The sequence below is a fragment of the Dermabacter sp. HFH0086 genome (genome assembly GCF_000413375.1).
Taxonomy (GTDB): Bacteria; Actinomycetota; Actinomycetes; order Actinomycetales; family Dermabacteraceae; genus Dermabacter; species Dermabacter hominis.
The window spans coordinates 543,968-570,106 of the sequence record NZ_KE340308.1 but is presented as its reverse complement, the minus strand read 5'-3'; the positions used below and the strand labels follow the sequence as shown (position 1 = coordinate 570,106).

General features: G+C 63.6%; 17 protein-coding genes. 6 read left to right on the top strand and 11 right to left on the bottom strand.

Annotation, left to right across the window (positions count from 1 at the left end):
• The first annotated feature begins 16 nt into the window (after positions 1-16).
• Positions 17-1,381, top strand: coding sequence for a carboxylesterase family protein (locus HMPREF1484_RS02630; RefSeq protein ID WP_051120604.1), 1,365 nt, complete (start codon positions 17-19; stop codon positions 1,379-1,381).
• Positions 1,382-1,698: 317 nt separating this feature from the next.
• Positions 1,699-7,041, top strand: coding sequence for a G5 domain-containing protein (locus tag HMPREF1484_RS02625; protein WP_016663471.1), 5,343 nt, complete (start codon positions 1,699-1,701; stop codon positions 7,039-7,041).
• A 604-nt stretch (positions 7,042-7,645) separates the two neighbouring features.
• On the opposite strand, the gene HMPREF1484_RS02620 is transcribed toward HMPREF1484_RS02625, so the two are convergent.
• From HMPREF1484_RS02620 to hutG, 8 genes are all read right to left on the bottom strand, one after another.
• Positions 7,646-8,545 (bottom strand): anchored repeat-type ABC transporter permease subunit, encoded by a 900-nt coding sequence (locus tag HMPREF1484_RS02620; protein ID WP_016663470.1) that lies wholly within the window; start codon positions 8,543-8,545, stop codon positions 7,646-7,648.
• Complete coding sequence (locus HMPREF1484_RS02615; protein ID WP_016663469.1) at positions 8,545-9,357, bottom strand: anchored repeat-type ABC transporter ATP-binding subunit; 813 nt, start codon at positions 9,355-9,357, stop codon at positions 8,545-8,547. The genes HMPREF1484_RS02620 and HMPREF1484_RS02615 overlap by 1 nt, the downstream gene beginning before the upstream one ends.
• On the bottom strand, positions 9,354-10,490 hold the full coding sequence (locus HMPREF1484_RS02610) for a choice-of-anchor M domain-containing protein (protein ID WP_051120603.1): 1,137 nt from the start codon (positions 10,488-10,490) through the stop codon (positions 9,354-9,356). The genes HMPREF1484_RS02615 and HMPREF1484_RS02610 overlap by 4 nt, the downstream gene beginning before the upstream one ends.
• A gap of 28 nt (positions 10,491-10,518) precedes the next feature.
• Positions 10,519-12,129: an anchored repeat ABC transporter, substrate-binding protein gene (locus tag HMPREF1484_RS02605; protein WP_197736225.1), complete on the bottom strand. Its 1,611-nt coding sequence runs from the start codon at positions 12,127-12,129 to the stop codon at positions 10,519-10,521.
• Positions 12,126-14,126, bottom strand: a complete 2,001-nt coding sequence (locus HMPREF1484_RS10805; protein WP_016663466.1) for a choice-of-anchor M domain-containing protein — start codon at positions 14,124-14,126, stop codon at positions 12,126-12,128. The genes HMPREF1484_RS02605 and HMPREF1484_RS10805 overlap by 4 nt, the downstream gene beginning before the upstream one ends.
• A 93-nt stretch (positions 14,127-14,219) precedes the next feature.
• On the bottom strand, positions 14,220-14,837 hold the full coding sequence (locus HMPREF1484_RS02595; RefSeq protein ID WP_016663465.1) for a cysteine hydrolase family protein: 618 nt from the start codon (positions 14,835-14,837) through the stop codon (positions 14,220-14,222).
• Complete coding sequence (locus HMPREF1484_RS02590; protein ID WP_016663464.1) at positions 14,834-16,303, bottom strand: cytosine permease; 1,470 nt, start codon at positions 16,301-16,303, stop codon at positions 14,834-14,836. Before HMPREF1484_RS02590 ends, HMPREF1484_RS02595 begins: the two co-directional genes overlap by 4 nt.
• 48 nt (positions 16,304-16,351) lie before the next feature.
• Positions 16,352-17,356 (bottom strand): formimidoylglutamase, encoded by a 1,005-nt coding sequence (hutG, locus tag HMPREF1484_RS02585; RefSeq protein ID WP_016663463.1) that lies wholly within the window; start codon positions 17,354-17,356, stop codon positions 16,352-16,354.
• Between the two features lie 62 nt (positions 17,357-17,418).
• On the opposite strand from hutG, the gene HMPREF1484_RS02580 reads away from it, so the two are divergent.
• Complete coding sequence (locus HMPREF1484_RS02580; RefSeq protein ID WP_016663462.1) at positions 17,419-18,177, top strand: IclR family transcriptional regulator; 759 nt, start codon at positions 17,419-17,421, stop codon at positions 18,175-18,177.
• Positions 18,178-18,215: 38 nt separating this feature from the next.
• Here the strand turns inward: HMPREF1484_RS02580 and HMPREF1484_RS02575 are convergent, their stop codons facing one another.
• Positions 18,216-19,973 carry a pyruvate dehydrogenase gene (locus tag HMPREF1484_RS02575; protein ID WP_016663461.1) on the bottom strand — a complete coding sequence of 586 codons (1,758 nt, stop codon included), beginning with the start codon at positions 19,971-19,973 and terminating at the stop codon, positions 18,216-18,218.
• Between the two features lie 613 nt (positions 19,974-20,586).
• Positions 20,587-21,432 (bottom strand): MBL fold metallo-hydrolase, encoded by an 846-nt coding sequence (locus HMPREF1484_RS02570; RefSeq protein ID WP_016663460.1) that lies wholly within the window; start codon positions 21,430-21,432, stop codon positions 20,587-20,589.
• Positions 21,433-21,655: 223 nt separating this feature from the next.
• On the opposite strand from HMPREF1484_RS02570, the gene HMPREF1484_RS02565 reads away from it, so the two are divergent.
• Genes HMPREF1484_RS02565 through HMPREF1484_RS02555 form a run of 3 tightly spaced genes read left to right on the top strand, consistent with a single transcriptional unit; the run spans position 21,656 to position 24,797 of the window.
• Complete coding sequence (locus tag HMPREF1484_RS02565; RefSeq protein ID WP_016663459.1) at positions 21,656-22,981, top strand: ABC transporter substrate-binding protein; 1,326 nt, start codon at positions 21,656-21,658, stop codon at positions 22,979-22,981.
• The gene (locus tag HMPREF1484_RS02560; RefSeq protein ID WP_016663458.1) at positions 22,978-23,862 is read left to right on the top strand and encodes a carbohydrate ABC transporter permease; all 885 of its coding nucleotides are present in this window, start codon (positions 22,978-22,980) and stop codon (positions 23,860-23,862) included. The genes HMPREF1484_RS02565 and HMPREF1484_RS02560 overlap by 4 nt, the downstream gene beginning before the upstream one ends.
• Positions 23,859-24,797 (top strand): carbohydrate ABC transporter permease, encoded by a 939-nt coding sequence (locus HMPREF1484_RS02555; protein WP_016663457.1) that lies wholly within the window; start codon positions 23,859-23,861, stop codon positions 24,795-24,797. Before HMPREF1484_RS02560 ends, HMPREF1484_RS02555 begins: the two co-directional genes overlap by 4 nt.
• Before the next feature lie 15 nt (positions 24,798-24,812).
• On the opposite strand, the gene HMPREF1484_RS02550 is transcribed toward HMPREF1484_RS02555, so the two are convergent.
• Entirely contained in the window at positions 24,813-26,129 is a 1,317-nt protein-coding gene (locus tag HMPREF1484_RS02550; RefSeq protein ID WP_016663456.1) for a sugar ABC transporter substrate-binding protein, read from the bottom strand.
• Positions 26,130-26,139: the final 10 nt, after the last annotated feature.

Genomic DNA, 26,139 nt, shown 5'->3' with positions numbered 1-26,139 from the left:
TTCGTACGATGGTGGCGTGACTTCCGAGCGTTTTTCACGAGAGCAGAGCATTGTGGTTGACGCGCCCGCGGGGCGTGTAACGGGGTGGCGCGACGGGGGCGTGATCCGCGCGACGGGGATTCCGTACGCGCGTGCGGGTCGCTTTGAGAAGCCGGTGCCCGTGCTGGACCTGGGGGAATTCGAGGCGCGCGAGTGGAGCCCCTCGGCGCCGCAAAACCCCGCGGAGGAGCCGCCGCTTTTCGGCCCGGAGCTTCGCGACCTGCCGGTGAGCGAGGACTGCCAAAACCTCTCGATTACCGTCCCCGGTGATATTCGCGAGGGTGAGAAGCTTCCGGTGATCGTGTGGATCCACGGAGGTTCGTATGTCGCGGGTGCGGGCGATTCGTCGTTCACCGATCCCGCCCGCTTCGTTATTGAACGCCGTGTGGTCGTCGTGACCGTTTCATATCGCCTCGGGGTGCTTGGCTTCCTCGGCTCCGCGCTCGGCCCCGCGAACCTCGGGCTCCTCGACCAGGCTGAGGCATTTCGCTGGGTTCGACGCAACATTTCGTCGTTCGGCGGGGACGCTGCGCGAGTGACGGCACTCGGGGAGTCGGCGGGGGCCGACGCCATCCTGCACCACGCCGCCGCCATGGGTCATGCGATCCTCGCGGGCCGTGACGAGGAGTTGCTCTTCGACCGCGCGATTGCACTCAGTCCACCGCTCGGGATTCGCGAGGGTCGTAGCCGCATGAACGCGCTCAGCGCGAGAATTCTTGAGAAGCGCGTGAGGCGCGAGTCGCCCATCGACGACCTGCTCGCTGCGCAAAAGGCCATTGAAACGGCAGCGGCGCCCTTCGGCTACGCGGGGTCGATGCCGTTCGGCGTCCAATACGGCCACGACCCACTTCCGCCGGAGGAGGACGTGCTCGCGGCGTGGCACGCGATTGCACCCAAGGTGCCCCTCCTCATCAGTTCAGTCGGAACCGAAAGCAGTTTCTTCGCGCATTCGATGCCTTTCGCGCGTTTTTTGCGGGGGCTTCCGCGCGTGGGAGAGCGGGCGTACTGGATGTTCGTGGATTCGGCGAGCAGGGCGGTGTTTACGAAAGGCATCGATGTTCTCGCGCACGAGTGGGCGGCCGCGGGCGGAACCTCGCACCGTGCCGTTGTGCCGTGGAGCGTGCCCGGTAATCCGTTCGGCTCCCCGCACGTCATGGACATCGCGCTCCTCTTTTCGCGCGAGGATTCGTGGCGCAGCGCCCTCCCGTTCGAAGGTGCAACGTGGGAGGAGATCGACAGTGCCGGAGCGGACCTGCGCCGCTATCTCACGCAGTTCGCTTCGGGCGAGAGTGACCACCCGTTCACGCGCGAGCCGAGGAGCATCCGCGGCTTTACTGCGTAGGGCGAGCCCTATTTGCGGTGGACGCTTGCAACCCGAGTCGCAACCGTGGGTGTGAGAGCGAGTTGCGTTGGTACCTCACCAGGATGCACTCAGTAGACGTCGAGGTCACAGTTTCATAACGATCGATTTGAATCGTGCCGTGCATTCGATTGGTCCTAGCGTCCAGGTGCCTCTAGCGCTAAAGTCAGAGGTACCGTTGAATATTACTGTCCGCTTTCGTCGTCCCTGACTTGGGCGGTGGCATACGAGAAGAGACTCCAGTTCTCCGCTCTCGTCCAATCGGTATTCAGTGAAATCCCTGACCTAAGGACAAAGGCATGATTTCTTCCCACGACACATGGGGGCGTAAGCGCTTACCGCGCTTGGGCTTCTCGGCGCTCACCGCGCTCGCTCTCGCTGCGGGCACGCTCGGCGCTGTTCCACTGAGCCCCTTCGTTTCCGAAGCCTCTGCAGCTGAAAGCTTCACCGGCGGCATCCGCGGCAAGTCCGGCGCGGTAGAGAAGGGCGCCCAGCAGGCGTCCGACCTGTCAGCCGGTTCGTGTGTTGTCGAAGAGTCCGACACCCCTAACCACAGCCAGGCTGGTTTCACCTGGAACACTCTGGAGCCGAGTGCGACCAGCCCCTCGAAAACCCTGTGGGGTCTGAGCGTCTCCTTTGATAACTCGAAGGACCGCACATTCGCCGATTGGTACTTCACCAATACGGGGAACCTTGGTGCACTCTTGGATACCGGCGAGGTCCCTTCCATGGAGGCCGGCCAGACCTTCCTTGACAAGAGCGTCACTCACAAGGCCGACGAAAGCATCGTCATTGATGGTGCTCGCGCACAACGAAACCTGAATCTCAACGCAGAGATGACCGAGGAGGAGGTCAAGCAGTTCGTTTCGGCCACTGCCGACAATCCCGTGCGCTACGCCTGGCAGAGCAATTACAAGAAGGACAATCCTTCGGGCCTGAGAGCCACGCAAGGTCCCAGCTCGACATTCAGCGCTACTGTAAACCCGTGGCCGAGCGAGAACATCGAATGTAATCCGATCACGGTGTCGTGGGAGAACTGGGAGAAGCACGTCATCGTCCCCGGTGACGAAACCAAGGTCGGTACAGTCAACATTCCTGCTGTGCAGAACGACGGCGAGGACGATTCCATGTCCCGCATGGTCGTGGAAGCTTACGACGGCAACGGCAAGTTCATCGGCACCACGGACCCGGCAGTCTCTGGCGGTGAACAGAACCTGCGTATCGATAAAGACACCGGTGAAATCTTCTTCACCTGGCCGGAGTACCGCGGTACTGACTTGGCGACCGACAAGAACGTCAGCTTCTCCGTTCTGGCGAAGCCGCGTACCGTTGACCAACTCCAGGCCGCTGCTCACCACAACACCGACGGCGAAGGCAAGGCCTTCGACAGCTCCAACTCGCTGGACCGCTACAGCAAGGCGAACGTCATCGACTCCAAGGCGTTCTCACTGGATGACACCGAGTACCACGACCCGAAGTACGACAAGACCGACGCGTCGATCATCTCCGGCGTCGACAGCGCTACCGGTCCGATTGCTACCGAGCCTCAGAAGGTCACCTTCACCCAGACCCCTGACCTGATCAAGGAACTGGCGAAGAAGGGCGACGGCGGCTTTGAAGCTAAGGTCACCCTCGACGAGAAGTACGTCTACGAGGGTTGGACCGTGGAGATGGACGAGGACTACAACGTCACCGTCACCGCCCCGGAGAATCCGCGGCCGGGCACCTTCGCACGCCCTGTCGTAACCGTGGAGTACTCCAACGGCTCCACAGACGTGCTCGAACTGCTCGTCGTGGTAGACCCGAACAACACCCAGGTCACCGACCTCGTGCGCCCGGGTCTCACTAAGGGCAAAATCGGTGACGACCTGACCGCCCAGGTGGGCACGAAGTCCATCATGAAGGGGCATAAGCCGGTTAACCCGGCTAAGTTCGAGATCGACGAGTCCACCGTGCCGGCTGGCTGGACCGTCACCGTCGATGAGACCGGCAAGGTCACCGCGAAGGCTGACGAAACTGTCGCGCCGGGCACCATCATCACCCCGAAGGTGAAGGCGACCTACCCGGACCAGACCACGGACGAGATCGAGACCCAGTTCCAGGCGATCGTTGATATCAAGATCCCCGATTACGACACGGTCACGAACAAGCCGGGTGCCAACGTTAGCTTGACGCCCACGCTCCCGGAACGTGGCCTGAGCGGTAACACGACCGACGAGGCGCCGAAGCGCTACACCTTCGAGGACGGCACGACCGAGATGACCGTCACGGATGACAGTGGTACGTGGACCGTCAAGATCGACGAGAACACTGGCAAGATCACCACGACGATTCCGAAGACCGCACCCGAGGGCTACCAGCTGAACGTCCCGGTGCTTGCCTACTACGACAACGTTGACAAGCCGCAGAAAGTAGAGGGCACCGTGGTCGTTCTGAAGGCCGATCACGCCCCGACTTACTCTGTGGAGTCAACTGGCCCGAACCAGACTGTGAACCACAACGTTCAGGACGCCCCGAAGGGCTCAAAGTTCTCATTCGGTAGGGATGAGAACGACCAACCGATCACTGAGCAGGAAGTTGACGGTTGGAAGTACAAGGTCGATCCGGACACCGGTGTCGTCTCTTCCACCCCGCCGGCTGACGCCAAGCCGGGTGACAAGAAGACTGTCACCGTAACCGTCGAGGCCCCGGATGGATCGACTCCGGTGGTTCCCGTCACCACCGTGGTGAAGCTATCTAACAACTGGGAAGCGGAGCCCTCCTACCCGGTACAGACGGTGTACCCGGGCGAGTCCGCAAAGCTGCCGCTGGAGCTCAACAAACCGGACAACATCAACGTCGCCAAGGACAACCCTTACAAGCTGGGTAACCTCCCGGCGGGTTGGACGGCCACCATTGACAACAATGGCCAGATCACTGCAACCGCACCTGCGGATGCAAAGCCAGGTGATCAGGTCAAGATTCCGGTTACCGTCACCTACGAGGACGGCTCTACCGATACCGCTTACGCAGTGGTGAACGTTATTGACGTCCCCACCCGCGAGGTGCCGTTCGACGTCGTATACAAGTACGACGACTCCATCCCCGCCGGCGAGTACAAGGTCGAGACCAAGGGCGAGCCGGGCTCGGAAAAGCAGAACAAGGACGGCAGCTGGGAGCGGACCAAGAATCCGGTAAACGAGGTAGTTATCGTCGGCACAAAGCCTGCCGAGGCTGCCAAGGATGTGACGTGGACGGTTCCGATCCCGTACCCGACTGAGGTTCGCGAGAACCCGGAACTGAAGCCTGGTGAAACCCGGGTTGTTCAGGAAGGTGAGAACGGCGAGAAGACCTACACTGCTAAGTTCACGGCCAAGGGCTCCGAAGCACAGGTTGCTGAGGAAGAAACCACCAAGGAGCCTGTCAAGCGGATCGTCGAGTACGGCCCGGGCGTTGCTCCGAGCGAGCTGGTGACCAAGACCGAGAAGCCGATTCCGTTCGAGACCAAGGTTGTCTTTGACGACACCCTCGAGGCAGGCAAGCAGGTAGTTGACCAGAAGGGTGAAGTTGGTACCGAGGTTGAGACCTCGACTCAGAAGATCGTGGACGGCAAGCCTTCCGGCGACCCGGAAGTGACGACTGAGCGCACTAAGGAACCGACCGAGCAGATCATCCGCGTCGGCACCAAGACGACCGGTACTACGACTGAGACCGTTAAGTCCGAGGTTCCATTCGGCGTGAAGGTCGAGTTTGACCCGAACATGCCTGCCGGTACGTCTGAGGTTGTGACCGAAGGTAAGCCTGGTGAGAAGACGGTGACGATCACGCGCGATATCACCAACTCCAAGCCGGGCGAACCGCAGATCACCGAAGAAATCACCAAGCAGCCTGTTGATCAGGTCATTAAGGTCGGCACTAAGCCGTCCGAGGCCTCCAAGCAGGTCACCTGGACTGCCCAGGTTCCGTTCGAGGTTATTACCCGCCCGAACCCGGAGCTGAAGCCGGGCGAGATCAAGGTCGTCCAGAAGGGCGTCCCTGGCGAGAAGACCTACACTGCTGACTTCACTGCCAAGGGCGACCAGGCAACTGTCACCCCTGAAGAGAAGCAGACCAAGGACCCGGTCGACGAAATCATCGAGTACGGCCCAGCAGCTGAGGACACCGAAGTGGTGACCAAGGTTGAGAAGCCGGTTCCGTTCGAGACTGAGATCGTCTTCGACAACACCCTCAAGGAGGGTGAGCAGAAGGTCGACCAGCAAGGTGAGACCGGTACCGAGGTTGTGACGTCGACTCAGAAGATCGTGGATGGCAAGCCTTCGGGTGACCCGGAAGTGACGACTGAGCGCACGAAGGAACCGGTCAAGCAGATCATCCGCGTGGGTACCAAGACTGAAGGCACTCACACGACTGCGTATGAAAAGGATGTGCCGTTCGAAACCGAGATCATCTTCGACGACACGATGGAAGCCGGAAAGCAGGAAACTGTTCAGGAAGGCCAGCTCGGTAAGGACAAGGTCACCACGACCCTGACCATCGAGAACTCGAAGGTTGTGGATACGAAGGCTGAAACCGAGCGTGTGACCGAGCCGGTCAAGAAGATCATCAAGATTGGCACCAAGGGCACGCCCGCCTCCACAACCATCGAGTGGACGGAAAAGACTCCGTTCGAAGTCGAGGTACGCGTCAACCCTGACCTACAGCCAGGCGAGACCAAGGTTGTCCAGGAAGGCAAGCAGGGCGAGGTCAAGCACACCGTCAAGGTCAACGCCGAAAACGGTGAGATCACCAAGGAGGACACCTCCGAGAAGATCAGCGACCCGGTCAAGCAGATCGTCGAGGTTGGTCCGGCCACGAACCAGACCGAGCTCACCGATAAGCACACTGAGAAGACCCCCTACGACACCATCATTGAGTACGATCCGAACCTCGAAGTCGGCAAGGTGGTTGAGGACCAGGCTGGTTCCTTCGGCGAGAAGGAAATCACCAAGACGTGGAAGCTCGAAAACGGTAAGCCAGTAGGCGATCCGGAAGTATCCGAGAAGGTTCTTAAGGATCCGCAACCGCGCAAGATCCGCGTGGGCTCCAAGTGCAACTGCGACAAGCCGACTCCGGAGGAACCTGGCAACCCCGAGGATCCGACGAATCCGGGTAAGCCGGAGGAGCCGGGTAATCCCGAGGAGCCGGGTCAGCCTGAGGAGCCGGGTCAGCCTGAGGAGCCGGGTCAGCCTGAGCAGCCTGGTGAGCCTGAGCAGCCTGGTGAGCCCGAGGAGCCGGGTCAGCCTGAGCAGCCTGGTGAGCCCGAGGAGCCGGGTCAGCCTGAGGAACCGGGTAAGCCTGAGGAGCCGGGTCAGCCTGAGGAGCCGGGCAATCCCGAGGAGCCGGGTAAGCCTGAGGATCCGACGGATCCGGGTAAGCCTGAGGAGCCGGGTAATCCTGAGGATCCGACGGATCCGGGTAAGCCTGCAGATCCGACGCAGCCCGGTCAGCCCGAAGAGCCCGGTAAGCCCGAGAATCCGGCTAACCCGAGCAATCCGTCGAAGCCGGCTATTCCTCTGCCGCGTACCGGTGCCGAGATTGCCGCGACTGCCGGCCTTGCCGCACTGCTCGTGCTCGGCGGCGTAGGCGCAGTGGCATGGCGCCGCAGGTCGAACTCGCAGAAGTGAGCACCGAGGCGATGAGGCTCTAGAGCTTCATCCCTGACTCGCACACATGTGGCGGGGGAGCGGGAGAAATCCCGAGCCCCCGCCACATTCGTATACCCATGACCGAAAGACGGCGATGCCGCCTCCCTAAGAGGGCTAGGCGGCAATTCGCGAGGAATCGTTGCGGCCGAAGCACGCAAAGGCGAAGGGAGCCGCAGAAGCCGAGATATATCGGGCCAGAGAACCACCCGTGGCCGTCGGCGGGATAGCTGTCGCCGGTAGCTAAAACTCAACCCAACGTTTGCGGCGGAATGAGGTCGAATAGCGCCGCAAACGTTGGGGTTAGTTTCCTAGACCGGGAAAGGGAAGGGAAGGGATGGGAAGGGGCGGGAAGGGAAGAGGAGGGAAGGGAAGGGGCGGAGTGCCGAAGCCGTGGTGCGCCGGGGTGTGCCGGTTCGGGTGCGAGGCCGGAGCCGGTGCGGGATGGTGGGTCGCCGAAGCCGTGGTCCGTTCGGCCTGCCGCTCTGGATGGCCCCTGCGGCCCCCCTCACCAACCTAGGAATCTAAACCCTACGTTTGGGGCGTAATGGCTTCGAGTTGCGCCGCAAACGTTGGAGTTAGTCTCCTAGACGGTCGCCTCGAGCTCCGTTCCCTCGGCCCCGTTATCGAGCTCGCCCCGGCGCTTGTTGCGTAGTACGCCGTGGCGGGGGCTCAGCGCCCACGACAGCACGAAGATCGCAGTCGCGACGAGCACGATCGTGCCGCCCGTGGGAAGATCGAGCGACCACGAGAAGTACACGCCGAGCAGGGCACTGCCCATGCCAATACCTGCAGCGCACGCCATCATCGGGACGATTCGATCCGTGAGCATGCGCGCCGAGGCCGCGGGAGTCACGAGAAGGGCGAGCACGAGGATGTTGCCGATCGTGTGGATGCTCATGACGACCGCGAGGGTGACGAGAACCGACAGCGCGATGTCGAGGAGCATCACGGGGAGGCCAAGCGCCGCCGCGTAGCCGCGATCCATGCCCACCACGACGAGGTCGCGGTGCAGGATCACGAGCAGGGCAAGCACAATCGCGGTGAACACAGCCGAGGTCACGAGCGCCGAATCCTCAATGCCCGTGATTGCACCAAACAGGAAGCTCGAAAGCGAGCCACCATAGCCGGGAGCGCGGCTCATCACGACGATGCCGAGCGCAAATGCCGCCACGAAGAACACGCCGATCACGGCGTCGCTTCGCAACCGGTGGTGGTTCCCGAACACCGCGATGAGAATTGCCGTGATGACACCCGCGACGATGCCTCCCACGAGGAACGAGCCCTGAAGCACGAACGCGACCGCGATGCCGGGAAACACCGCGTGCGCGACGGCGTCCCCAATGAACGTCATGCCGCGCAGCACCACGTGCGTGCCCACAACGGCGCACACGAGCGCCGCGAGCATCGACACGACGAGAGCTTTCGGCAGGAACGTCAGCTGCGGGTTCGTGAGGTCGGTGAGGAAGTCGAGAGGAGTCAGCATCAATGGTCTTTCGATTCGGCGTCGACCGCGGAGGCGACGTGCGTAAGAAGAGGTGAGTGCTCGGAAACGCGGAAGGTCTCCCGCCACGGCTCGGGGTCGCGCAGTTCGCTCGGCGGGGCATCCGCGATCACTCGGCGATTGAGCAGCACCACGCGATCGGCGACGTGCAGCGCATGCGTAAGGTCGTGCGTCGACATGACCACGGCGCAGCCCTCGCGCGCGAGCGAGACGAACAGGTCGCTCAGGAGTTCCTGCGAGGGCATGTCGAGCCCCGTGAACGGCTCGTCGAGCAAAAGAACGGCGGGCTCGAGCACCAGTGCGCGAGCGATCATGACGCGTTGCCGCTGACCGCCCGACATCTCACCGATCGGGCGATCCTTCATTGCGTCCATGCGGACCTTTGAAAGGGCGTGCGCGACGGCCTTGTAGTGCTCTTTGCCGGGGGAGCGCCAGCGGCTGAGCTTGCGAATAAGCCCGAGCATGACCACGTCGTGCGCGGTCGCGGGGAAATCCCACTCCATTTCGCTGCGCTGCGGAACGTACGCACGTTCCCCGCGCGCGTCGACGGTTCCCGAAGCGAGGGGGAGAACCCCGAGAAGGCTCTTCACGAGGGTGGTTTTACCGGCGCCATTCGGCCCGAGCAGCACCGTGACGCTTCCCGCCTCGATATCGAGGCTGATGTCGTCAAGGACCGTGCGCCCACCGAGATTCACACGTAGCTGCGAGCACGACAGCGGAAGCGCGGCATCGGTGTGGCCCGCCGCGGTCGCGCCAGCCGCCTCACGCGGGTGTGCGCTGAGGGCGGAGGTCACTTCCTGCCACCTTCGCCCGGCTGGTTCGCGGCCGAGGAGCCGGTGCCTGCGGCTTCGCTTTCGGCTTCGGCTCGCGCGCGCTCATTCTTCTTTTTGTTGAGCGCGTAGGCTCCGCCGCCCGCAGCAGCAACCACGGCAGCGCCGCCGCCCACGATCCACGGAAGAGAGTTCGAGCTCGTCTTTTCGCTCGCGCCGTCATCGGCAGCGCCCTTCGAGGGCTTAGCCTTCGCGTCATCCTTCGCGGCGCCGGGAGCCGAGGAAGCGTCGGACCCGCCATCGCTCGCACTTCCCGCGGCCGGTGCACCGTCGTTGGCCCACGCGGGCGTCGCCTGCATCGCTTCATCCGGTGCGGTCGCATCGCCGACCGCGAAACGCAGGGTGCCGCCAGCGGAGTACTTCGTGCCATCCTCGCCCTCGGCCATCGCCTCCACGGCGAGGAGATACACGCCGGGCTTCGTGAACACCCAGTTCGCGTGCGTGTGCGTGTTGATGTCCACGAACACGTCGGCGGGGGTCTGCTCGAGCGTGTCGCCATCGGCGAGCTGCTGCGGCGGCGCGAAGTTGCCCGGCTGGAGGAAGAGGCTGAAATGCCCCGGGCCTGAAACGTTGGTGAAGCGCAGCGTCACGCCGCGCGGGCACGCCTTCACAACCGCCGGGTCCTGCGTGTTCCAGCCGAGCCACACGACGCCCGAGACCTCGGTCTGCGGAACGACGTACACCTCGGAGCCCGGATCGGCCTTGATGAACGAATACGCTTCATCCTCCGGAACGGGAAGAATGCCCTGGTCATGCACCTGGAAAACGATGTCCTCGACCATGCGCCACGTGGGGGTTTCCCCCGTGTCGTCGCGCGCGGCGAAAATCCACTCACCGTCGATGAGGCGCGGGCCGAGATCGACGTGATGCGCATCGATCACGACCTTCTCGCCCTCGACAATCTTCTCGTCATCGCTCACCTTCTGCTTGAGAGCCGGATCGTCGGCACCGTCGGTCGCGCCGTCGGTCGGATCGAGCGGGAGGGGCCGTGCGGGGGCCGCGAGGGCAGCGGGGGCACAGGCCAGGGCGCCGAGTGCGCCGGCGCCGAGGGCCGCAAAGTGGCGCCGCGTGAGGGCGCGAGAAGAACGGGAAGTCATGAGCTCATCTTTCGTTGGTAGGAGGGTCTTATTCCGACGCTTGCCGGTCACCATCGCCCAGGGGTTTTCCACCGAGCCCCCTCGCGAGGGAGTCGGCGTTGGCTCTCATCATCGCGGCGTAGGTATTGACCTCGCGCGTGAAGGAGTCGCCCCAGATGGGCTGGACGGGAATCTTTTCCATGCGGGCGGCATCAACGAGGCTCGTCGATACCGGTCCCGCTGTGGCTTCAAGGAAGACCGCTTTCGGGGCGAGGTCGCGCAGAGTCGCGGCGAGGCGGCGGCGATCCGCGATGGAAGGCTCTTGCCCCGGTGAGGGGGAGACGACGGCGGCGATACGAAGCCCGTAGCGGTTCGCGAGGTAGCCGTAGGCGTCGTGGGTCGTCACGAGTTCGCGGCCGGCCTGCGGGATTGAATCGATCGAACGCTGGACGTAGGAGTCGACGTCGTCGAGTTCGCGCAAGTATGTGGCTGCCCGCGAGCGGTATCCGCCCGCGTGGTCCGGGTCGAGGCCGCACAGGTGGTCGCGAATGACTTCGACGTAGGCCTGGGCGTTCGTGACGTCTTGCCACAGGTGCGGGTCGATCTCGCCGTGCACGTGCTTGCCGAGCACAGCCTGCGGCAGCTGGTAGACGTCTGTTCCGCCGCGGGCGATGAATCGGAAGGCCGGATCGGCGGGGACCGGAAGCAGCGCTTTCGGAGGCACGTGGATCACCATGTCGTCGAGCGCGATGTCGCGCGTACCGCCGTCGGCTTCGGGGTCGTCGATGCGCATCACGAGCGCACCAGAGGGCACATCGACCGTGATGTCGGCGTGGCCCGCGGAAATCACCCGGCGCTTCGCGAGGGAGGAGTGGGCGCCTTTTTTCGCCGCTTCCTCGGGGGAGATGCCGACGCAGATCCAGACGTCGCCCTCGGCGGAGGACTCGGCGCCAAGCGCACCACCGCTCCACGTTCCCCTGAAGCGCGCGCGATAGACGCCTGCCTTAGTAAAGGCCCAGCTCATGTGCGTGTGGGCATCCATGGGAAGGTCGATGGCATCGGTGCGGGCCGAGAGGCCGTCGGACGAATCAAAGACGCGCTGGGGCTCCCCGAACGTTCCGGTCACGTACCCGTGCAGGGCGCCGGGTCCGTCGCTCTCGGTGAGGGCGAGACGCACTTGCGTGAGGCGCCCGGCACCACGTTCGCGGCCCGCGACGCGAAGGCCGAGCCACACCGTGTCAAGAGAGCGGTTCTCGACGAGCGGGATGATTGTGGCGCCGCGCGTCGAGGCTTCCTCGGCGAGTGCGAGGTGCGTCGAGCCAGCGGGAAGGTTCGCGTCGATCGTGCGGATCAGCGCCTGTTCCTCGAGCATGAGATAGTTCGACAGCGCGAGATCGGCGTATGCGATGTCGCGGACGTTGCGGGGGAGCGGTTCGAACGAGTGTGGGTCGCCGCCCTCGGGGATGAGGGACGTGACGAGTGCATCGGGACCCGCGACGTTCTTTGCGAGATCGGCGAGAATGCCGGTCGTTGCCACGACGCGCGGGCGAGGATCCTCGCTCGAGCGCGCGGTGCGGCCAGGCAGAATGATCGCGCCGAGAGAACAGGCGGCGGCGCCCAGGAGCACGGAGCGCCGCCGCAGTTGAGGGGTGGACGTCACTGGAAGCGGCGCCTCGCCACTGCAGTGCCAGCGCCCACGATGATGAGCGCTGCAGCGGTGCCGGCAAGGCCGGTCACCTCAGCGCCCGTGCGCGGAAGATCCGAAGCGGAACCCGCGGGAGCGTCGCCCGTCACGGACTTGGCGTAGTCGGCGGAGCCGCCCGCCTCCACGATCTGGTCGGCGCTGAGGTCACAGTCGGCGCCGTCCTCGGTCTTGCCCTTGAGGTCGACGATCTTGTAGCCCTTGCCGTCCTTGAAGATCTGGCCGATCTTCGCGCTCTTGCGGTCCTTTGCGGCGCTCACGCTCGAGCCCGAGCCGGCGGTCGAGGAGTACCACTTCTGGCCAACGATCTGGCCGAAGTTGCCCGAGGTGAACACGCCCACGTTGCCCGGGCCGCTCGCGGACACGAGGGTCTGCGTGATTTCGCCGGTCGTGTTCTGAATGATCGAGGGGTGCATCGAGTTCGCGCCGACCCACGGAACGCTCGGGGCCTGAGTCGAGCCGATCATCCACACGTCCGAGCCTGCGGGGGCGATGAACTCGATGCCCGCGGGGGCCTTTGCCTTTGCGGCGTTGCCGAGGCCGAACGAGATGGAGGAGGGGTCAACCCACTGCGCGGGTGACTTGCGGTCGTCCTTGATCGACGAGATGAGCTTGCCGTTCTCGAAACGTGAACCGAAGTCGAAGTGGCCGCTCGTTGCGCCGGAGCTGCTCCCCACGTTGAACGTGAGGGTCGAGGTGTCGGAGTAGCTCTTGCCGTCCTTGCCCTTGACGCTCTGACGGATCGTCAGCTTGTAGGTGCCGGGCTTCGAGAAGACCCAGTTGGGGTGCACGTGCGTGTTCGCGGGAATCGTGTACGAGCCGCCAACCTTGGCCTTGGAGATGCTCGTCGCGGCCTTGATTTCGTCCTGCGTGGCGTCGCGCACGACCTCGGTCGCCGTGCACACGGGCGCCTTCGGCTCTTCCTTGGCGGGGGCTTCCGGCATCGCCGGTGCTGCGGGAGCAGCGTGCTTTGCCGGTGTCTTGGCCTCCTTAGCCGGGGCCGCAGCCTTAGCCTTAGCCTTAGGCTTCGCCTTCGGCGCGGGTGCGGCGGGCTTTTCCGGCGCCTTGGCCTTCGGCGTGGAAGTGCGAGGCTTCGGCTTGTCCGCGGGTGCGGGATTTGCGGGCGCGGCAGGCTTGGTGGAGTCCTTCGGCGCAGGCGCTGCCGCGGTGGGTGCGGTGTCCGACGGCTTCTTCGGTGTCGTCGAGTCCTCCGGTTTAGGGGCAGGAGCCGGTGCTGGGGCAGGAGCCGGTGCCGGCTTTTCAGCCTTGGCGTCGGCCTTGCCCTTGAACTCATCGCCCACGGTGAAGGTGTAGGTCGCCTTGTTCGAGGAGACCTTCTTGCCGCCCTTGCGGCCCTCGGCGTGTAGGGTCAGCGTGTACACGCCGGGCTTCGTGAAGACCCAGTTGGCGTGAGTGTGCGCTGGCATTTCCTGGTTGCGCACGGCGCCAGCCTTGAGGTCCATGCTGCCGTTCTCGAGGAGAGGCGCGATCCCGCCGAATGAGTCCTGGCCGAACAGGTGAATCTGGCCCGGGCCTTCGACCTTGTCGAACTTGAGCTTGATCGACTTATCAAAACCCTTCCCCTGCGTGCTGAGCGTGTCCCAGCCCGGCCAAAGGAGCTTTTGGTCCTGGGACATAGGCAAAAAATACGCTTTGGGTGCGCCGGGAAAGGCCTTGGGGATGTCTTTGAGGGCCGCGGACTTCACGTGAAGCTCGACGTCTTCGGGCTTGTGAGTCACGTGTTGACCGGTGACGTCTTCCTTGAGGTTGAGCTTCAGTGCGTCGCCCTCAGCGGTGACGTTGAAGGCATCGACGTGGCCGGATTCGATCACGAGGCGCCCGGCGGCGTGCGCCGAGCCGAGAGGAATGAGGATAACGGCGAGCGAAGCGAACGCCGCGAGGAGCGCGCGCAACGCGGCGCGAGTGCGCGCCGGCGCCGTGGCTGTCTGGACCAAGGGAGCACCTTTCTATGTCGCCCGGCGAAAAAACGCGAGCAACGGTTGTTAATGAGAGTCGCTATCATTAACAACATAGGGAGCCTCCTCCCGTCAACCCAGGGACAGCACCTCGTTCGTTGTAGCGATACGCACCTGCGGCGCAAAAAGCCTCATGATTGAGAGCGCCCGCTCGTGATTTCCCTGGTCAGAGCCCGCACACGCATCGCTCACGAGGGTGATCCACGCACCCGAATCGGCCGCGGGAAGCACGGTCGAGATCACGCAGCAATCGGTCGACACTCCCGCCACGACGAGACGCGGGCTCCCGCCCGTAATCGCGGTGAGCTGGGCGCCCCACTTGCCGAACGTTGGCTCGGAAATCACGTGCGAAGCACCGAGCGCGGCAGCCTCGGGAGTGAGGTCGTACAGTGGGTCGCTCGCCGGCACATCTGCAAACGGCCACGCCTCGAAATACTCGCCCCACGAGGTCGAGCGGTCAGCCGTCGGAACCCAGCGCGTGAGAATCACGCGCCCCTCGAATGCCTCCGCGAGGCGCGCGATATTCGCCCACGCCGCCTCCCACATGGGGGAGGCCCAGTCCGACGGCTGCTCGGCAAAAATCACCTGCGGATCGATCACGAGGAGCCACGCCTTCGAAGCTTTGTCGCCCGCGCCCCCGCGAGAAGAGGCGGACGAGGTGGGCCCCCCGGGCGTCGGAAAAGCGCTCACTGGCCCATCTCCTGCCGGCGGATCGTGCCGCGGCGCAGCACGAGCGTCACGAGGAAGCCGAGCACGAGCGCGAGCAACACCCCGAGGTTCGCGAACGCCCAGTCTCCCTTGCGGCCGCCGATCGGGCCGAGCAGGTAGCCCTGCCAGTTGTTCCACGCGGCCGCCTCGGCGAAGTTGTTGACGACGAGGCCCCAGCCGATGATCGAGCACACGACGAGCGTGAGGATCGAGACCCAGTCAATGGAGCCGTAGCGCCCGTTCGCGTCGAAGAGCGCGTGCTCGTCGTAATCGGCGCGGCGCGTGAGGATGTCGGCGATGAGGATGCCCGCCCAGGCCGCGAGCGGCACGCCAAGGGTGATGAGGAAGCTCTGGAAGGGGCCGAGGAAGTCGTGCGCGAAAAACACGACGTAGATCGTGCCTGCCGTGAGGATAAGACCGTCGATCGCGGCGGCGGCCGGGCGCGGGATGTTAATGCCGAGGCTCAGGAGCGTGAGGCCCGAGGAGTAAATGCCGAGAACAGCGCCCGAAACGAGCGCGAGAACCGCCGTGAGCCAGAACGGGATGAGCACCCAAATCGGGAGGATCGAGGCGAGAGTACCGATCGGGTCATTCGCGATGCCGCTGCTTAGAGACGGATCCGAGGCCACGAGGAGCACGCCGAAGAACACGAGGAGAACGGGGGCGATCGCGCCGCCAAGGGTGTTCCACAAAATAATCGCGCCATCCGACGTCTCGCGCTTTTGGTATCGCGACCAGTCCGCGGCGATGTTGATCCAGCCGAGGCCGAAGCCCGTCATGACCATGACGAGCGCGCCGATGACCTGCTGAGGGCTCCCGTTCGGAACGGCGAGAACCGTATTGAGGTCGATATGCGAGAACGTGAGAATCACGTACAGGATCGTGATCGCGCCCGTGACCCATGTGAGAACCGACTGGAGCTTCATGATCGTGTGGTAGCCGAGCACGCTCGCGATCACGATGAGGGCCGCGACGGCGATCGTGGCCGCGATAAGCACGGGCGTGCCGCTCGGGAGACCAAGGCGCGCGAAAACCGTGGCCGTCGCGAGGACCGCCATGATCGACAGGAACGTCTCCCAGCCGATCGAAGTGAGCCACGAGACGATGCCGGGAACCTTCTGCCCGTGAACGCCGAACGCGGCGCGCGAGAGCACCATCGTGGGCGCGCTACCCCGTTTGCCCGCGATCGCAATCAGGCCACACAGGAAGAACGAGATCGGGATGCCGATGAGGGTCACGAGCGTGGCCTGCCAGAAGCTCACGCCGAAACCGAGGATGTAGCTGCCGTAGCCCATGCCGAACACCGAGATGTTTGCGGCGAACCACGGCCAGAAAAGGTCGCTCGGCTTCGCCGTGCGCTCGGATTCAGCAACGATCTCAATGCCTTGGCGTTCCATGAGCCCCGGGCTCGTGGAAGGCGTGGGGGAGGAGGATGCGTGAGTGCTCATGAACAGCTCCAGTCGCGCGAAGGAAAGAGGGGTTAGGTCACATCCTAGTCAGCGAGCGAGGATGTGCGCGGCCTCGCTCACGAGTCGAGCCGCGGACTTCGCGGTGCGTCCATCCACGTCAAAGCGCGGATTCAGCTCGACTATGTCCATGAGCGAGAGTTTCCCGGTGCGCGCAGCGGCCCGCACCGCCGCCACGATGATCGGCAAATCCACGCCAAGTGCCGCCGGGGCCGACACCCCGGGCGCCGTGTGGGCGGGCAGCACGTCGAGGTCGATCGTCAGGTAGAGAACGTCGATACGGGCGGCGAACTCCTCGACGAACCGCGCGACGCCCTCGGCACCCATCTCAAGGCACTCCAGATCCGTGCGGTACTCAACCCCAAGCGCATCGGCAGTCTCAAACAGAGCGCGCGTATTGCCTGGCTCCGCGATCCCGAGCACGGCGTAATTGAGGGAGCGCCCCTCGGCCGCCTCCGCCTCAGCCATCTGCAAGAACGGAGTCCCGCTCGTCGGCGTCGGGGCGCTGCGCAGATCGAAATGAGCGTCGAGATTGAGAACACCCCACGATGGGAGGCGGCAACCGTCGGATCCCTCGCCGCCAAGGTGCTCGCGAAGCCCGAGGTAACTCGCCCACGCGGTCTCGTGGCCGCCACCGAGCACGAGCGTGAGGCGATTGCCCTCGGTGCCGAGCGCGGTGGCCGTCAGGCTCCCCATCGCCGCCTGCGCCTCCTCGAGAGCCTCGCCGATCGTCGCAACGTCGCCCCAGTCGGCAAGAGCCACCTCACCCGAGGCGAGCGAGCCGTGAAGAGCCATGCTTGCAAGAGCCGAACGCAGTGCCGCCGGCGCCTCGGCGGCTCCTACGCGACCGTGGTTTCGGCGCACCCCCTCGTGCGAGGCGAAACCCGCGAGAGCCACGTGCGGGCCCTTGGGCGGTTGATTCTCGCTCACGAGCGACACGCGCTGATGCCAGCGCGCATGTGCGACCCCCTCGCCGTCGACTCGGCCTTGCCACGGACTTCTTTCGGTACTGCTCACGGTGTTCACACCCACCATTATGGGCGGATGGACTGTATCCAAATGGATTCGCTCCAGGCGCGCCCGATAGTGTGTGCCCTATGCCGTCGAAAGTACCCGCAGCCGCCTCAACGTTGAGGATCCTCACCTACCTCGCGCAGCGCTCGAGGCCCATCGCCGCCTCGCGCATCGCGAGCGAACTCGATATTCCGCGCTCGAGCACGTACGACATCCTCGCCGAACTCCTCGATCAGGGCTTCGTTCTCCACTACTCGGACCTGCACGCCTACGGCCTTGGCCCATCCGCCTATGAACTCAGCTTCGGCTACACCCGGCAGGCTCCGCTCGCGCGCCTCGGCAAGCGCGTGACCGAACGTCTCACGGATCGAGTCGGCGAGATCTCGCACGTCGCCGTGCTTCAGGGCCGCCACGTGCTCTACGTCGTCGAAGCACGCCTCAGCAAACCCGCCTCCTACCCCACCGACGTCGGCGTGCGCGTGCCTGCCCACCTCACCGCAAGTGGCCGCGCAATTCTCAGCGCCCTGCCAGCCAATCAGCTCGCCGCAGTGTTCACGGGAGAAACCGTGCTCGAGCCTCATCTCGGTGCCGACGTTGGCCCAGCATTCCCCGTTGCCCGCGCGCTCGCCGACGCACGCGACACACGCACGCGCGGCTACGCCGTCGAAAACGGCGAGGTTCTCGAGGGGCACCGCTCGGTGGCGCTCCCCGTTTTTGACGGCGCCCGATGGCCCGTTGCCGCGGTGGCCGTCACCTGGCAGGGAAGTGACTCCTCGCGCGACCTCGACATGGTTGAAGCCGTGCGTGTCGCCGCAGACCAACTGCAAAAGGCGATCTCCTAAAGGAGACCGCCTTTCGCCTTAGCCGCTCGCGAGAGTTCCTAGAAGAACGCTCCGGGTCGCGGAATATTACGCACGTTCGACTTCGCAAGATTCACCATCTTGCCCACGCCGCCCTCGAGCACGATCTTTCCGCCCGCGGTTGCAAAACCGCTCATCTGCTCGAGCGTGATCTTCGGAGGCATCGCAAGCGCGTCCGGATCCGTCACAATGTCGATGAGCATGGGGCCGGGGGCGGCGAGAGCCTTCTTGAGGTCCTTGCGCAGGGTCTTTGGGTTCTCGATACGGATCGAGGGGATGCCGGCACCTTCGGCGATCTTCGCGAAGTTCACCGAATCGTGGTCAGTCTCGAAATCGGGAAGGCCCGCCACGAGCATCTCGAGCTTCACCATGCCGAGGCTCGAGTTGTTGAACACGACAATCTTCGTGTTCAACTGGTGCAGGCGCACCGTGAGAAGTTCGCCCATGAGCATCCCGAGGCCGCCGTCGCCACTCATCGAAATGACCTGGCGGTTGGGTTGTGCAGCCGAGGCGCCGATCGCCTGGGGGAGGGCATTAGCCATCGTGCCGTGACGGAACGAGCCGAAGATGCGGCGCTTGCCGTTCGGCTCGATGTAGCGTGCGGCCCACACGTTGCACATGCCCGTATCGACCGTGAACACAGCATCGTCGTCCGCGAACTCATCGAGGAGGCTCGCAACGTACTCCGGGTGGATCGGCTTGAGGCGCGACGCACGCTTCGTGTACGAGTTGACGACGTGCGTGAGCTCCTTCTCCTGCTTGCGCAGCATCGAGTTGAGGAACGAGCGGTTTTTCTTCTGCTTGAGCTGGGGCAGCAGCGCGCGGATCGTGAGAGCCACATCGCCGTGCACGCCCAGATCGAGGGGCACGCGGCGGCCGAGACGCGAGCCGTCGGCATCGATCTGCACAACCTTCGGCTTGCCTTCGCGGGGAAGGAACTCCGAGTACGGGAAGTCCGTGCCGAGCAGGATCAAAAGATCGCACTCGTGAGTTGCCTCGTAGGCAGCGCCGTAGCCGAGCAGGCCGCTCATGCCCACGTCGAACGGGTTGTTGTACTGGATGAACTCCTTGCCGCCGAAAGCGTGCCCGATCGGCGCCTTGAGGGTGTCGGCGAGCTCGAGGACTTCCGCGCGTGCCCCCTCGATACCGGCCCCGGCAAAGAGGGTGATCTTCTTTGCCGAGTTCGCGAGGCGGGCGAGTTCCTCGACGACCGAGGCCTGCGGCTGGATCGCGCCGAAGGTCGTGGTGAGGGTGCGGGTCGCTTCAATCGTGACCTCCTGGCTGGCGATGTCGCCGGGAATCACAAGGACCGAAACATCCTTCTTCGCAAGCGCGGTTTGCGCGGCGTTATGAAGCATCTGCGCGCCGTGGTTGCCCGAATTGACCATTTCGCAGAAGGCCGAGCACTCGTTGAAAAGAAGCTCGGGGTGGGTCTCCTGGAAAAAGCCGGTCCCGATCTTTTCGCTCGGGATATGCGAAGCAATCGCGAGAACCGGGACGGAGTCGCGGTGGTTGTCGTAAAGGCCCTGAACGAGGTGCGTGTTGCCGGGGCCGCACGAGCCTGCGCATACGCCGAGCTTGCCCGTAACGCGGGCTTCGGCGCCTGCCGCGAAAGCCGCGGCTTCCTCGTTGCGCACGTGGATCCATTCGATGCCCTTGGTCGTGCGCACGGCATCCACGATGGGGTTGAGGGAGTCGCCCACAACGCCGTAAATGCGCTCGACGCCCATAGCAACGAGTTGATCAACGGTGTGCTGGGCGAGTGTCTTTTTCGCCATGGAGTTTCATCCCTTTCGCGGATGTTCGTCTGGCCCGCGGCGAAAACGCCGAAAAGACCAGCGTTGAGTCTGTGACGCTTTAAGCGTAGGCGGGACTTTGGTCCATTGCAGCTTGAGGTTTCAGAGGTCACGTTATTCGCGTGAGCCGGGCCACGTATTGATGAAGTTAGTACATTCTTGGGGCGGGGGCGTCGGCCTCGCGCAGGCCATGCGAGTGAACGGGCACGTAATGCAAAAAGGAGCGTGAGTGGTGCAAGGTGGCGTGCGGATTGTGTGACTCGCGTAATATTTCGCGAATCGCTCAAGGCGCTGACCAGGCAGTTTGTTGCGCTTCCGAGGGGAATTGCAGGAAATACAGCCAATCGTGAGCCCATTTCCTGGTTTTTTCAAGGCGGACGTAGTTGCCTTAATGCATCGCGCACGGATCCCGCAAAGTGGGGTCTCGTCGTGCGGGGATAAGGGTAAAGGGATTGACCCCCGGTTGTGCCTCGTGAAGGCAGACCGGGGGTTTCCCTATTGTGCCTCGCGTAATCGAGGTGTCGATAACTGCGCTATTTCCCCGTTTTCGCGCATGCCTACGAATTTTTCTCCACGCGGAAGAAGGGTCCGACGGTTACCCGCGCCCTACTGCCTCCCGAAGGCGCGCGTGCCACGCCTCCATGCGAGGTATCGATCGGCGTTCATCACGGGGATCGCCGCCCTCGAGAATCGTCTCGAGGTAGGCCCGATCGCGCTCGAGCCTGTCGAGCGCATCGGTGCCAAGGGGGCCGTGGCCAGGAATGACGAGTCGCGCCTCATGTGCGTAGGGCTCGAGCAGTGAGAGTGCATCGAGGTAGGCGCGGAAAGGGTCGAAGCTGCGCTTTTGGAGCACGCGTGCGCGATAGTCGCAGCCGTCGAGATCGGGCAAAGGGAGCTCGATGCTCGAGAGCATGTCGCCCGCGATCAGGATGCGCTGGTCGGGTAGCCATAGCGCTGTGTGGCCCGGGACGTGGGCGTCGTGAGTGAGCAATTCGGGCTCGAAGCCGTCCGGTGCCGCACCCTTTGGGAGCCATGTGCGGTGGGCATCGGCCGGAGCCTGTGGGGTGGGGTAGAGCCGGCCGAGCAGCGCGGCGATGTCGGGCCGAGAATCAAGGCCCGGATCGTCCGAAGCGGCGCGCTCGAGGAGGCGCTCGCGATCGGCTTCGACAAGGCGGACGGTTGCCTGAGAGGCGAGCCGCGGGACATCACCAAAAGCCGGATGCCACAGGACGTGATCGTGATGGGCGTGGGTGGCGAAGCCAGAAAGGGCGCTCAAGCCGCGCTCGTCGAGTTGGTCAGCGATGTCATCGAGCTCATCGACCTCCCCTCCCGGATCGACGAGCATCGCCTCGCTGATCGAGGCGAGCACAACGCTATTGAGTGCCTCGTGGCGCGAGGTGTGCACGAGGACTCCGGGCGCGACATCCACCAATTCAGCCATGGCCCCATTCTTTCAGCTGCTCGGTTTTCGAGGTAGAAGCAGCCCGTCAAGCGCGTCAAAACTAGCGACGCCGCGGCCCCTTTCTTCGGCCTTTTCGGTTGGACGGCGTGGTGTTTGCCCAGGTCCGAGGGGTAGGCGTATAATAAAATGTGATGCAGGCCGCATGGGTGCTGGCCGACCCAACGTCGAGGGCCGCACCGTTGCGGATCGACAAGGAGGTCCCATGAAACCCATCACGCGGCGTACCGCGCTCGCCGGAACAGGCGCCGCACTCGCGGGTGCCCTCGCGAGCTGCGCTCCACCAAACCCCGGCTCGGTTAACGCCGAAGCCACAATCCCACCGTCGAAGGATCGCGTAAAGCTCACCTACTGGGCGTGGGTCAAAGACCTTCAAAAAGTCGCTGACGTATTCAACAGGAGCCAAGACCGCATCCACGTGGAAGCCTCATGGATCCCCGGCGGCGGAAGTGGCGGCTACGCCAAGATTCTCTCCGCTGTAGCCGCAGGAGGCGGCCCCGACATTGCGCAGGTTGAACTCCGCTCCGTCCCCGAGTTCGCGCTCGCGGGCGCCCTCGTGGACCTCTCTCGCTACGGGATCGTCAAAGACAAATTTGATCCGGGCGCTTTCGCGCAAGCGCAAGTGGGCGAGTCCGTGTGGGCCGTTCCGCAAGACACGGGCCCCGTCGCAAACTTCTACAATCGCGAAGTGCTCGAAGAGGAGCTTGGCCTTACGCCGCCGTCCACATGGGACGAGTTCCGCGAGGTCGCGGGCGCCGTCAAGGATGCGGGTAAGACGATCTTTACCCTCGATCCGAGCGACGGTTCCTACTTCGTCATGTGGGCCATGCAGGCGGGTGCCACGTGGTTCAAGCCCGAGGGCGATGGATGGGTCATCAACATGACCGACGAGAAATCGCTCAAGGTCGCCGAGTTCTGGGATGGCATCCTCGCCGACAACCTCGTGGGCACCGGATACGGCGCGTTTTCGACGCCGTGGATGGCGGCCACGGGTGACGACAAGGTGCTGAGCACGATCTCCGGATCGTGGAGCGACGCTCTCATCGAAGCGGTGCCGGGCGCCAAAGGTAAGTGGGCCGTCGCGCCCATGCCAACGTGGGGTGATGGCTACGCCTCGGGAGCCCACGGCGGCTCGTCAGCGGCAATCCTCTCCACGAGTAAGCACCCGGCCGAGGCCCTCGAATTCTGCACGTGGATGTGCACGAGCCCCGAGGGAATCGACGCGATGATCGAGAACTGCGGTATCGGCTGGTCGCCGTCGGCGGACTACATCGGTGAGTCCCGCACACAACCATCAGAGTTCTTCTCGGGCCAAAACTACAACGAAGAGGTCATGGTGCCCATGGCCGAGGGGCAGAACCTCGAATGGACGTGGGCGCCGCTTATGCAGCGCTTCATGGACGTCGTGGGCACGGGAATGACGAAAGCGATCAACGGTGAGCAGCCCCTCGTGGACCTCCTTGCGGTCACGCAGAAAGACATCACCGAGATTATGCAAGGCATGGGCCTCAACGCGGAGGAGGCGCGATGAAATCGAAGTGGGCACCCTGGGTACTTATGGCACCGTTTTTGGTGCTGTTCATCGGCACGATGGTGGTGCCGATCATCATGGCGGTTGGCTACAGCTTCACGACCGTGGAGCGCCACGGCCTCCTCGGCGAGGGAGGTATCGAGACTTCGTTCGCGGGCTTCGATAACTACATCGCCGCGCTCGCGAACCAGAACTTTGTGGCCTCGATCGGGCGCATGATCCTCTTTGGCGTCGTGCAGGTGAGCGTCATGATCGTCGCCGCAACGATCCTCGCGCTCCTTCTCGAAAGTGCCGCGGCGAAATGGCCGGGATTCTTTAGAAGCGCCTACTTTTTGCCCTACGGCATTCCGGGCGTGATCGCCACTATCCTCTGGTCGTTCCTGTACATCCCGGGTCTGAGCCCCATCGTTGATGCGCTTCAGCTCGTGGGAATTGAGGCCGATTTCCTGAGCCCAGACATGGTGCTGTGGTCGATCGCGAACATCGTGACCTGGACGTATACGGGCTACAACATGCTCATCATCATCGCCCAGCTCAAGGCCATTCCCGGTGAGCTGTACGAGGCCGCCCGCATCGACGGGGCCGGCCCCTTGAAGATCGTGACCTCCATTCAGTTGCCACTCATTCGGCCGGCGCTTTTGCTGACGATCATCTTCTCGATCATCGGCACGCTCCAACTGTTCGCGGAGCCTCGCCTACTGATGACGATGAGCTCGGGCATCACGAACGAGTACACGCCGAACATGAGCGCCTATGCGTACGCGTTCCAATACAACGAGGTTGGGATGGCGGCCGCGCAGGCCGTAATCATCGCGGTCTCGGCCTTTGTTCTTTCGGCCATTGCTCTCGGGGTCTCCTCGTGGGCGGAGAGGAAGCGATGAGCGCCACGCAAACGACGCACGTCAGCGAACGTTCGAGGAAGAAGCAGGCTATGCGCCTTGAGCGGGATCAGCGTTCGGGTGCCCGCTCGGCCGGTCGCAAGCCAGCGACGACGATCATTGTGACGGCGCTTTTGGCGATCGTCGCGATGTACTTCCTCGTGCCGGTCTATTGGGTGATCGTGAACGCGACGAAGTCGACCGAGGACCTGTTTGGTACGAGCGGCTTCTGGTTTGGCAAAGAATTCCTGCTGTTCGACAACCTCAAGGCTGTCTTTACGGCCAATGGCGGGATCTTCTCGCGCTGGGCGCTCAACTCGCTTCTGTATTCGGGAGTGGGCTCGGTGCTCGCGACCTACTTCGCGGTCGCCGCGGGGTATGCGCTCGCGAAATACCGCTTCCCCGGCCGCAGGGCCGTGTACGCGTTCGTGCTCGGTGGTGTGCTCGTGCCGGGCACCGCGACCGCGCTCCCGCTGTTTTTCCTGTTCTCGAGCGTGGGGCTCACAAACACGTACTGGGCCGTGCTTATTCCGTCGCTCGTGAGCCCGTTCGGTCTGTTCCTCGCGTCAATCTACGCGAGTGCGGCCGTTCCGGATTCGATGCTTGAGGCGGGGCGTCTCGACGGCGTGAGCGAGATTGGGCTGTTCCACAGGCTTGCCCTTCCTCAGCTCACGCCGGCGGTGGTGACGATCCTGCTGTTCCAATTCGTGGCGATTTGGAACAACTACTTCCTGCCCCTCGTGATGCTTGCCGACGAGAAGCTCTACCCGATCACTCTGGGCCTCGATAACTGGCGCGCGCAAACGGATCGTTTGCCGGAGTTTTTCCAGCTCACGACCGGCGGCGCGCTGCTCTCGGTGATCCCGCTCGCGATCCTCATTCTCGTGCTGCAGCGCTTCTGGCGCGGTGGCCTCACGGAGGGCTCGGTCAAGGGGTAGGGAGAGTCCGGGCGTTTAGCTGTTTTCCTTTTCGAGGACCTCGTTCATCGCTTTCGCGAGCTCGCGGCAGCCGTCCTCCGCGGTGATTTCCCCGTTGAAGACCTTCGAGAGGTATTCACCCTCGAGTTCCTCCCATTCGGGGCACGTCTTGGAGACGGGGAAAGGCACGGCGTAGTTGTGTGCCTGGTCGACGAAGACCTCGAGGTTATAGCCGGGCTGGGCGTCGACGTACGGATCCTGGGTGCCTTCGAGAGCGGGGAGCGCGATCCCGGATTCCGCGCTGATTTTGGCTGCTTCTTCACCCGCAAGGAAGGTCACGAGGGCCTGGGAGGCAGCGAGGTTTTTGGTGTTTGCAGAGATCACGTGGCCGAGGCCGTGCACGGCGGTCTTGCGGTCGTCGCCGCCGGGAAGATACGCGACGGCGCAGTCGTTCTTCACGGAGGAGCCGATGAGTGCGCCAACGCGCCAGTTGCCTGACCACTGCATGGCCACCTGGCCGCCTTCAAACATGCCGTAGCACGAGTTTTCAGCAAGGAACTCCTGGTCGGGGCATGCGCCGATCTCGATGAGGTCGCGCCAGAACTTCACGCCCTCGATCGTCTTGGGGTCGTCGTAGCCGGACTTCTTTTTGTCGTCGGAGATTACCCATCCGCCGTTGATGGCGATCGAGTGGTAGTAGGAGGCTGTGCGCGAGAAAACCTCAGCGCAGCCCCACACGCCGTCGGGAAGCTTGTCGGTGAGCTCGAGTGCCTTTTCCTTGTAGGTGTCGAGCGTCCAGGTTTCGTCCGGGTAGGCAACGCCGGCCTGGTCGAAGAGCTTCTTGTTGTACCAGATACCTACGCAGTCGACGTCCTTGCACGTCGCGAAGAGTTCGCCGTCGACCGTGTACATGTCGACGAGTGCGCTCGGGTATTTGTTCGGGTCGATGAGCCCGTCGTCGACGAGGGCTTTGAGGGACGCAAGCTGGCCGTTTTCCGCGTAGGAGCGGAAGTTCGGGCCGTTCATCCAGAAGACGTCGGGAAGAGCCTTCGACGAAGCCTGCGCGCGAAGCTTGGTGAAGTAGTCCTTGAACGGCACCATGTTCAGCTGGACTTTGACGTTCGGGTATTTCTTGTTGAAGGCCTTCATGACGTCGGTGAGCATGGCCTCCTGGTTGATGTCCCAGTAGGCGTAGGTGATCGTGCCTTTGATCTTTGTCGGGTCGTCGCCAATTTCGTTCGTGGCGCCCTTGACGTCGGCTTTGTTCCCTCCGCCGCATCCTGCTGCTGCGGCGGCGAAGGCGGCCCCGCCAGCGGCGAGGAGGGAGCGGCGGGCGATCGGGGATGTGGCCATGATGGTCTCC